At 65.3% G+C, this 9,136-nt stretch carries 10 protein-coding genes; 5 read left to right on the top strand and 5 right to left on the bottom strand.

Features of this window, described 5'->3' with window-relative positions:
- Both X946_RS35935 and X946_RS29380 read left to right on the top strand, forming a co-directional pair.
- Window positions 1–247 (top strand): hypothetical protein (locus tag X946_RS35935; RefSeq protein ID WP_200886474.1); only part of this gene is annotated, 247 nt, incomplete at its 5' end.
- Window positions 248–300: 53 nt separating this feature from the next.
- Complete coding sequence (locus X946_RS29380; RefSeq protein WP_038755509.1) at window positions 301–1,206, top strand: alpha/beta fold hydrolase; 906 nt, start codon at window positions 301–303, stop codon at window positions 1,204–1,206.
- A 273-nt stretch (window positions 1,207–1,479) separates the two neighbouring features.
- Here X946_RS29380 and X946_RS29375 read toward each other — a convergent pair whose 3' ends face one another.
- From X946_RS29375 to X946_RS29365, 3 genes are read right to left on the bottom strand one after another with little or no spacing between them, the layout of a single operon-like run.
- Complete coding sequence (locus tag X946_RS29375; RefSeq protein WP_038755507.1) at window positions 1,480–2,415, bottom strand: sensor domain-containing diguanylate cyclase; 936 nt, start codon at window positions 2,413–2,415, stop codon at window positions 1,480–1,482.
- Window positions 2,412–3,035 (bottom strand): chemotaxis protein CheC, encoded by a 624-nt coding sequence (locus X946_RS29370; protein WP_038755506.1) that lies wholly within the window; start codon window positions 3,033–3,035, stop codon window positions 2,412–2,414. Before X946_RS29370 ends, X946_RS29375 begins: the two co-directional genes overlap by 4 nt.
- Window positions 3,028–3,396 carry a response regulator gene (locus X946_RS29365; RefSeq protein ID WP_038755504.1) on the bottom strand — a complete coding sequence of 123 codons (369 nt, stop codon included), beginning with the start codon at window positions 3,394–3,396 and terminating at the stop codon, window positions 3,028–3,030. Before X946_RS29365 ends, X946_RS29370 begins: the two co-directional genes overlap by 8 nt.
- Window positions 3,397–3,900: 504 nt before the next feature.
- On the opposite strand from X946_RS29365, the gene X946_RS29360 reads away from it, so the two are divergent.
- On the top strand, window positions 3,901–6,180 hold the full coding sequence (locus X946_RS29360) for a hybrid sensor histidine kinase/response regulator (RefSeq protein WP_038755502.1): 2,280 nt from the start codon (window positions 3,901–3,903) through the stop codon (window positions 6,178–6,180).
- 256 nt (window positions 6,181–6,436) lie between these two features.
- Here X946_RS29360 and X946_RS29355 read toward each other — a convergent pair whose 3' ends face one another.
- Window positions 6,437–6,994: an NADPH-dependent FMN reductase gene (locus X946_RS29355; RefSeq protein WP_038755500.1), complete on the bottom strand. Its 558-nt coding sequence runs from the start codon at window positions 6,992–6,994 to the stop codon at window positions 6,437–6,439.
- 392 nt (window positions 6,995–7,386) lie between these two features.
- On the opposite strand from X946_RS29355, the gene X946_RS29350 reads away from it, so the two are divergent.
- Window positions 7,387–7,992, top strand: coding sequence for an RNA polymerase factor sigma-70 (locus X946_RS29350; RefSeq protein ID WP_038755498.1), 606 nt, complete (start codon window positions 7,387–7,389; stop codon window positions 7,990–7,992).
- Window positions 7,973–8,170, top strand: a complete 198-nt coding sequence (locus tag X946_RS29345) for a zf-HC2 domain-containing protein (protein ID WP_038755496.1) — start codon at window positions 7,973–7,975, stop codon at window positions 8,168–8,170. The genes X946_RS29350 and X946_RS29345 overlap by 20 nt, the downstream gene beginning before the upstream one ends.
- A 286-nt stretch (window positions 8,171–8,456) precedes the next feature.
- Here the strand turns inward: X946_RS29345 and arsC are convergent, their stop codons facing one another.
- Window positions 8,457–8,813, bottom strand: coding sequence for an arsenate reductase (glutaredoxin) (arsC, locus tag X946_RS29340; RefSeq protein WP_038755494.1), 357 nt, complete (start codon window positions 8,811–8,813; stop codon window positions 8,457–8,459).
- Between the last annotated feature and the right edge of the window lie 323 nt (window positions 8,814–9,136).

Here is a 9,136-nt window from a genome sequence, read left to right as displayed (position 1 = left end):
CGGCTTCGGCTTCGGCTTCGGCTTCGGCTTCGGCTTCGGCTTCGGCTTCGGCTTCGGCTTCGGCTTCGGCTTCGGCTTCGGCTTCGGCTTCGGCGTTGAGCGTATGCCATCCGGCACGCGGTGCTCGGTAGCCCGCAATCCGCGCGGCGCCGAACGATCCGCCGTCGGCGCCCGCATGCTATATGCCCGCAACAAGATACTTTCTCGGGGCTCGATCAAACGCGACACCGCGCCGATTCCTCACTAAGATGGCGCTGGCTTACGATCAGCCACAAGAACCATGACCGACAGGAGACAGACTTGCCGACCGAACCGCGCGACACCACCGCCGACCGCCGCGACCCCGCGGCCTCGTCCCCTCTGCCTTTCGTGCTCGTGCACGGCGCGTGGCACGGCGCATGGGCCTACGAACGGGTGATTCCCGCGCTCGCCGCGCACGGCCACGCGGCGCTCGCGCGCGATCTGCCCGCGCACGGCATCAATGCCCGCTTTCCCGCATCGTTCTTCCAGCGCCCGCTCGACGCCGCCGCGTTCGCGAGCGAGCCGTCGCCCGTCGCGGGCACGACGCTCGACGACTACGTCGACCACGTGCTGCGCACCGTCGATCAGGCTCGCGCGCTCGGTCACGAACAGGTCGTGCTGGTCGGCCACAGCATGGGCGGCATTGCGATCACGATGGCCGCCGAGCGCGCGCCCGAGAAAATCGCGAAGCTCGTCTACCTGGCTGCGTTCATGCCGACCGCGGGCACCACGGGCCTCGACTACGTGCGCGCGCCCGAGAACCAGGGCGAGATGCTCGCGCCGCTGATGATGGCGAGCCCGAAGGCGACGGGCGCGCTGCGGATGGACCCGCGCAGCGAAGACCCGGCGTACCGCGCGGCGGCGAAGCGCGCGCTCTGCGACGACGCCAGCGACGCCGACCACACGGCGATCGGCCATTTGCTCAGTTGCGACGTGCCCGCGGCGCCGTTCGCGACGCGCATCGAGACGACGGCCGCGCGGTGGGGCTCGATCGAGCGTCACTACATCAAATGCCTGCGCGACCGGGTGTTGCTGCCCGCGCTGCAGCAGCGCTTCGTCGACGAGGCCGACGCGCTCGCCCCCGGCAACCGCACGCGCGTGCACACGCTCGACAGCAGCCACTCGCCGTTCATCGCGCAGCCGCACGCCGTCGCCGATACGCTCGCCGCGATCGCGCGCGGCTGACGCTCGCCGCCTCGCCGCTCACGCGCCGAAGCGGTGCGGCGCGCCGATCGCCTCGCTTCGTGCGCGCTACAGCGTTTCTCGAGCGTATGCTGGTTGCCCGATTGATCGATTGGGCGATTGGGCGATTGGGCGATTGGGCGATTGGGCGATCGGGCGATCGGGCGATCGGGCGATCGGGCGATCAGGCGATCAGGCGATCAGGCGATCAGGCGATCAGGCAGTCTAATCATTTGCCCCCAAAGCAAGCGCATCGCCCCCTCCCAACCCACCACCTCACCCAAACGCAACCGAACAATTGCGCCCCTGCCGCTTCGCGCGGTAAAGCGCGGCATCGGCTTCGTTGACGAGCGTCTCGTGCGTGAGCGCGCCCACGTGCGCGGCCGCGCCGCCCACGCTCGCCGTCACCGGCACCCGCGCGCCTTCCGCTTCGATCGGCGTGCTGCCGATCGTCTGGCGGATCTTCTCGGCCACTTGCATCGCCTCGTCGAGCGACGTGCACGGCAGCAGCAGCGCGAATTCCTCGCCGCCGAAGCGGCCGAACGTGTCCTGCGAACGCACGACGTCCGCGACGCGCTGCGCCATCACGCGCAACACGTTGTCCCCGACGACATGGCCGAAGCGATCGTTGATCGTCTTGAAGTGGTCGAGATCGAACAGCAGCACCGACAGATTGCCGCCGTAACGCTGCCAGCGCGAGAACTCGTCGCGCAGCCGCGCCTCGAAGAAGCGCCGGTTCGCAATGCCCGTCAGGCCGTCGCGGTTCGCATATTCCTGCAGCTTCGCGACGGCCTCCTCGCGCTCGCGCTGCATCACGCTCACGTGCGTGACGTCGGAGATCGTCACGCAGACGGCCTCCACTTCGCGTGCGCGCGCGATCGGCACGAACGTGCAGTCCTGCTGCATGAAGTCGACGCCGCCCGTGATCGGTCGGTCATGATCGAAGCGGAACAGATACGGGCGCTGCTCCCACGAGCTGAACGCAAAGCTGCCGAGCTGAAACACGCTCTCGATCTTGCGCGACAGCCACGCGCGCGGCAGCTCCGGAAAGCAGTCGAACAGATTGCGGCCGATCACGTCGGCCGCGGCGACGCCGCTGTGGTCCTGCATGAACCGGTTCCACATGAGCACCTTCATCTCGCGGTCGAGCACGAAAATACCGAAGCTGACCCGTTCGATGACGAGATCGCTCAGCGAAGCAAGCAGGTTCATAAGCTGGACAGCAACGTATCGAGGGCGTCGCTCATGTGACGAATCGAGTCTTCCGCGAGCAGCATCACGAAATGCGTGCGGGCACCGTCGTCCGCGACGCCGAAATTCACTTCGAGCAGGAGCGTCTCGCTCCACGCGAGCACGTCGGGCTGAAACACGTCGTCGAGCGCGATGTCTTCGCCGAGCAGCCCCGGCGGCGAAAACACCGGCGTGCGCCCGAGTTCGTCGAGAATCGACGACACGCACGCGCCCATCAGCACGTTCGCCATGTCAAACATCAGCTCGGCCTGCGTGACGGTGCCGAACTCGCCGTCCGCGTACGCATCGTCGACGAGCGACACGAGCTGGCCGACGCCCGCGCTGCGGCACAGCATCAGCGCCTCGCCCTTGATGTCGGAGCGGAAGCCCTGACGCACGGCGGTCACGTTGTCGTGAATGCCCGTCATGTCGCGCAGCACGCGCCCGACGTCGGCCGCGCGCACGACGCGCACGCGCGGCACCGACAGCTCGATGAAGGTGCCGAGGAGAAGCGCGAGGCGCGCCGCCGCGCGTCCCATCGCGAGGTTGGCGATCTCCTGCAAGGCGTCGCGTTGCTCCGCCGTCAACACCGTCTCAGACATACAACCCATACTCCTTGAGAATGGGCAGCAATGCTTCCGAGGTGACGGGCTTGGCGACGAAAGCCGCCGCGCCCAGCTCGCGCACGCGTGCCTGCGCCATCGGTTGGATATCGGCGGACACGACGATCACGAACGTGTTCAGATCCTCGCCGCGCAACGTCTCGAGCACTTCGTAGCCGCTCATGTCCGGCATCGTCAGATCGAGGAACATCACCGATGCCTTGCCGTCGCGATACAGCATCAACGCGTCGCGACCGTTCGACGCATAGTTCACGTCGACGTCCCAATCCGCCGGCAGCGCCTTCGTCAGCAGCTTGCGAGCGAGCAAGGAATCGTCGGCGATCACAATCGGCAGGGGCATGGCTGTCGTAACGGTAAACGGAGTCGTGTGTCTCGCGTTAACGACGGTTCGCCGCGCTTCTTTAGGCAAGGTGCGACTGGGCGATACGAGGGACGAACCACGCGCGAACCGCTCGGCTCGCAAGAACCGGCTCGACACGCCGGATGCGCCCGCCCGCGGATGAACCTCGCCGAGGCCGCGCCCGGGCATCGCGGGCATTTTCCGCATAGGAAAGCGATGCGGGATTCTGGGAGTAAACCCCGTGCGTTGCAACTCGCCATTTTTGCGGGTTCGAACAGAATTGATTAGCCCGAATTCGAATCCGGGAATAGCTCGGGTTGTTTTCGCGATAAGCACGCAAATTATTCCTTTGCTTACGTTTGCGCTTTTGAATTCGTCGCTGTTTGCGCGAAGCCGCCGCAAGCGAAGGAAATCCGGGCTTGCGCAATGCCCGCGCCGCATCGGGGCGCGCACGCGCGACTCGTTTATGATGCCGATCAATCCTCTTGCACTCGTTCGCCAACCATGACGCCCGAACGGCCCGACGCCTCACGCTCGACACCGCCCGACAATGATTGGGAGGACGATGCGTCGTTCGCATCCGGCGCGCCGGAGCACGACTTCGCGGTGCGGCGCGTGACGCTCATCGTGATGCTCGTCGCCGCGATCGTGCTGCCGTGCGTCTACGTCGCGGTGATGGCGTACAACGACATGCGCACGCGCGAAGCGACCGCGCGCGACGTGACGATGCGCACCGTGCGCGTCGCGGAAGAACACGCGCTGAAGGTGTTCGACCTGTCGGAGACGCTCGACGCGCGCATCGTCGATCTCGTGCAGGATCTCGACGACGCCGCGGTCCGCAACGCCGAAGCCGACATCCACGACGCGCTCAACACGATCGGCGGCGGCTATCCGCAGGTCGCGTCGGTGTCGATCTTCGGCGCGAGCGGGATGCTGCTCGCAAACAGCCTCTATTACCCGGCGCCGTATGCGTCGATCGCGAATCGCGACGATTTCGTCGGCATCCGCGACGGCAAGGTGATCGAGCACATCTCGCGCGTGATGCCGGGGCCGCTCAAGGCGGCGAATCCGGGGCCCGTGTTCAACACGGGCGTCGCGCGGCGTCACAGCGACGGAACGTTCGCGGGAATGGTGTCGATCGCGCTGAAATCAGCGTATTTCAATGCGTTCTATCGCGATCTGCTCGGCGGCGCGGACGCGCCGATGTCGATGGCGCTCACGCGCAGCGACGGCGCCGTGCTCGCGTCGTATCCGCCCGCGCCGCGCGGCGCGCCGGGCGACGCCGCCGCGCAGGCCGACAGCGCGACGCCGTTCGGCGGCGCGCAAGGCGATCAGCACGCGGGCGTCGTGCGCGTGAAGCGCGACGGCGACAGCGAGATCGTCGCGTACCGGCAGGTCGGCAGCTATCCGGTGTTCGTGTCGTGCGCGTACCGCACGTCGGCGATCCGCAGCGCTTGGTACGAACACCTGAGCGTCCTGTTCATCTCGATGTTCGCGCCGTCCGCCGCGCTGTGGGGCGTGATCTGGCTGTCGCTCAAGCGGCTGCGCGCGGAGGAGGAGGCGTGGGAGCGCTGGCAGGCGGAGGCGTCGATGCGGCGCTCGATCGAATCGGCGTACCGGCAATCGCGCAAGATGGAAGCGCTCGGCAATCTGGTCGGCAGCGTCGCGCACGACTTCAACAATCTGCTGATGATCATCTCGAGCAACGTGCAGATCGCGCGGCGGCGCGGCGTCCAGCATCTCGACACGGAGCTCGCCGCGATCGAGCGCGCGCTGAAGAACGGCCAGTCGCTCACGCGCCAGTTGCTCGGCGTCGCGCGCAAGCAGCCGCTGCGCAGCGAGACGATCGACATCGCGCAATGGCTCGCGTCGTGCCGCGAATTGCTGAAGACATCGCTCGGCTCGAAATCGACGCTCGCCGTCGACGCGCAGCTCGACTTGTGGCCCGTACGCGTCGACGTCGCGGAACTCGAGCTCGCGGTGATCAATCTCGCCGTCAACGCCCGCGACGCGATGCCTCAGGGCGGCCGCTTCAAGATCAGCGCGCACAACATCACGTTTCGCCGCGAGGACGGCTTTCCGCTGACGGGCGACTTCGTGCGGATCTCGGTCGAGGACACGGGGCTGGGCATGCCGCCCGACGTGCTCGCGCGCGCGTTCGAACCGCTTTTCACGACGAAGGCGAAGGGGATGGGCACGGGCCTCGGGCTGCCGCAGGTGTTCGCGTTTTGCGAGCGTTCGGGCGGCCTGGCGACGATCGAGAGCGAAGTCGGCGCCGGCACGTCGGTGCGGCTCTATCTGCCGCGCACGATGGAGCTCGCGCCGCCCGCCGCCGCGCCGGACGCGATCGATAAGCCGGCCGCATCGACGCCGGCGGGCTTGAGAATCCTGCTCGTCGAAGACAACGGCGAAGTTGCGGCGGGCACCGAGGCGCTGCTCGAGCTGCTTGGCCACCAGGTCACGCACGCGCCGAATGCGGACGACGCGCTGCGCATGCTGAACGAAGCAGGCGCCGAGCCGACCGCGCCCGGCGCATTCGATCTCGTGATCTCGGACATCCACATGCCGGGCACGATGAACGGAATCGATCTTGCGGAGGCGATCGAGCGCGGCGACGCGAAGCTGCCGGTGATTCTCATCACCGGCTATGCGGAGGAATTCGACCGGACGCGGCGCGTGCATGCGCGCCTGCTGTCGAAGCCGTTCGACATCGCGCTGCTCGACGACTTGCTGCTGAAGATTCAGCACGAGCGCGATATGGGGCACGCGGGGCGTGCTGATTGAGGTGAGCGGCGGCGCGCCGGCTGCCCGTTGGTCGATGAAGGATGGGGCGATGCGCGAGTGAGCCGGTGGTCGGTGGTCGGTGGTTGGCGGTTGGTGGTCGGTGGTTGGCGGTTGGCGGTTGGCGGTTGGCGGGCAGCATCGGGCCGCGATGGCGTCAGGCCAAGCCGTCACCCTTCCGTGGCAGTCGATGCCAAGACGAACGCTTGAACGCGCGCGCGCCTCGACATCCGTATGTCCCGATCGCGCCGCCAATCGCTCAGGCCGGCTTCGCGTGCCGGCGCACCCAGTCCGCGTAGCGATCGACGAAACCTTGCAGGAACTTGCGCGTGTCGTCGTTGACGAGGTTGCCCTGCGCGTCGATCTTCGACGCGTCGTGCTTGATGAAGATTTCGGGCTGTCCGAGCGTCGGGACGTCGAGATACGCGAGTACGTTGCGCAGGTGCTGTTGCGCGAGCGCCGTGCCGGTCGCGCCCGGCGACGTGCCGAGCACGGCGGCCGGCTTGCCCGTCCACGAATTGCTGCCCCACGGACGCGACCCCCAGTCGAGCGCGTTCTTCAGCACGCCGGGCATCGAGCGGTTGTACTCGGGCGTGACGAACAGCAGCCCCTGCGCGGCTTCGATCGACTGTTTGAAACGCTTCGCGACGTCGGGGAAATCCGCGTCGTAGTCCTGGCTATATAGCGGCAGCGAGCCGATATCGATCGATTCGAACGACAGATCGGCGGGCGCAAGCGAAATTACGGCCTGCGCGAGCGCGCGATTGAACGATTCGCGCCGCAGACTGCCGACAATCACCGCAATTCGATAAGCCATCTGATTCTCCTTCCGTTCAGTAGGTAATCAATCTGTTTTGTTTCTGATTTCGCATCAATTGGCCCTTTTATGAGCAAGCCAGCTTGAATCCCAGTAGATCGGGGCTTCGGACCGGATTTCCACAAAGTTATCCACAGAAAATGTGGATAACTTTGTGAATATGTATAGCCGTTCCATTTATATCGCCGATGTCAGTTCAGCGCGTATGTTGCCGATTGGCGGCATGGTCTACGATGAGAGCATAGCGCGCGACGGCGCGTCGAGAAACGCGAACGCGCCCGACAACGACACGCATCGCTTGCAACACCCTTGCAACGACGCGCGTCGCATGGATAATCTTGCGCTGCCGCCTGCGCGTGCCGTGTGCGCGGGCACGAACCGGAAGCCATCCCATGCAGCACGCGCGCCCCGCGCACGACGATCCCGCCTATCTCGCGCAATTGCGCCACGATTTACTCCGCTTCGCGCGCCTGCAATTGCGCGATGCCGATGCAGCCGAAGACGCCGTCCAGGAAGCGCTTGCGGCCGCGTGGGCTCAGGCCGGGCGCTTCGACGGACAGTCGAGCCACAAGACCTGGGTGTTCGGCATCCTGCGCAACAAACTGATCGACACGATGCGGGCGCGCCGGCGGACGATCAATGCGTCGGCGCTCGACGCCGAACTCGACGGCGAAGCACTTCTCGATCGCGAACTGTTCGCGGACAATGGCCACTGGGCGCCGCATGCGAAGCCGCGTCCGTGGCCGAAGCCGGAAACCGTCCTGCAGCAGCGGCAATTCTGGATGCTGTTCGAGATGTGTCTCGATCATCTGCCGGAGCAGATCGGCCGCGTGTTCATGATGCGCGAATTCCTCGACTTCGCCATCGAGGACATCTGCATGGAGCTCGAGTTGAAGGCGAATCATTGCAGCGTCCTGCTATACCGCGCACGAACCCGGCTGCGCACCTGTCTCACCGAAAAAGGCCTGACGACCGAAGATGCTACTGGGGAAATGTAAGGACATCACGCGGCTATTGTCGGACGAACTCGATCGTTCGCTGTCGCTCGACGAACGGCTCCGGGTGCGCGTGCATCTGCCGGCCTGCTCCGGCTGCCGCAACTATCGCATGCAGATTCGCTTGCTGCGGGAGGCGGCGCGCGTGTCAGGCGGGCGCGGGACGGAACAGGGCGAGTGAGCGCTCCTCGTTCCTCGATGCGCACGAATCGCGCGTGGCCGGGGCGGTGGAGAACCGCGTGGATCGTTCAATGCCAGGTCAGCCGATCTACAAGCGGCGCGGCAAATTCGACGTTCGCCTGAAATTGCTCGGGATCGGGCGAGCAACTACGCGCGCTCAAACCGCTTCTGCCACGCTGCGCTTGGACAACCACGATAGCTGACCTGATAAGCCTCAGGCCGGCTGCATCCGTAGCAAAGAAAGCTGCCGGACCGACACTCTCTTCGAAAGTTTATTTTTTCAATAATTATTCGAACAACGATTTCACTACTTCAGGCGGGCGACCGATCACTGCCTTATCGCCGTACACGACGATAGGGCGCTGCAACAGGACCGGGTGCTCCGCGATCGCGTCATACAGCTGCGTATCAGATATGGCGGGATCATCAAGATTGAGGTCCTTGTAAGGCACCTCGTTGTCACGGATCATTTCGCGCACCGGGCGCCCCAGTTGCCGATGGAGCGCCTTCAATTGCGCGACGGTCGGCGGTTGTTTCAGGTACTCGACGACATGAATGGCGTCCCCGGCCTGGTTGAGCGTTTCGAGCAACGCCAGCGTTTCACGCGATTTGGAGCAGCGAGGGTTGTGATAGATCGTGATCATCGGTCAGCGGATGAAAGTGGGTGAATGACGCGGGTATTGTAGCGGCCGCGGCATTAGGCGGCTGGGCGCTGGGGATTGCGGGCGAATCGCTGGTAGGTCTGGGCGTCAAGTGCTTAGTTGTCGTTGACCCACGGCGGTTGAATCGACGCGCATCGTAGGCTACGGACGCAACAGACGATATCGCGGCGGCGCCAGTTTATGCGCATAAAGTCCGACGCAATGCGATGACATTCGGCTTCGGCTTCGGCTTCGGCTTCGGCTTCGGCTTCGGCTTCGGCTTCGGCTTCGGCTTCGGCTTCGGCTTCGGCTTCGGCTTCGGCTTC

It is taken from the genome of Burkholderia sp. ABCPW 111 (assembly GCF_000773065.1).
Classification (GTDB): Bacteria; Pseudomonadota; Gammaproteobacteria; order Burkholderiales; family Burkholderiaceae; genus Burkholderia; species Burkholderia savannae.
This window is presented reverse-complemented; position numbering and strand designations above follow the sequence as displayed.

Coding starts and splice junctions, on each gene's coding strand:
- X946_RS29345 (WP_038755496.1), top strand. CDS start 7,973: ATGCTACTGGGGAAATGTAAGGACATCACGCGGCTATTGTCGGACGAA.
- X946_RS29360 (WP_038755502.1), top strand. CDS start 3,901: ATGACGCCCGAACGGCCCGACGCCTCACGCTCGACACCGCCCGACAAT.
- X946_RS29365 (WP_038755504.1), bottom strand. CDS start 3,396: ATGCCCCTGCCGATTGTGATCGCCGACGATTCCTTGCTCGCTCGCAAG.
- arsC (WP_038755494.1), bottom strand. CDS start 8,813: ATGATCACGATCTATCACAACCCTCGCTGCTCCAAATCGCGTGAAACG.
- X946_RS29350 (WP_038755498.1), top strand. CDS start 7,387: ATGCAGCACGCGCGCCCCGCGCACGACGATCCCGCCTATCTCGCGCAA.
- X946_RS29355 (WP_038755500.1), bottom strand. CDS start 6,994: ATGGCTTATCGAATTGCGGTGATTGTCGGCAGTCTGCGGCGCGAATCG.
- X946_RS29375 (WP_038755507.1), bottom strand. CDS start 2,415: ATGAACCTGCTTGCTTCGCTGAGCGATCTCGTCATCGAACGGGTCAGC.
- X946_RS29370 (WP_038755506.1), bottom strand. CDS start 3,035: ATGTCTGAGACGGTGTTGACGGCGGAGCAACGCGACGCCTTGCAGGAG.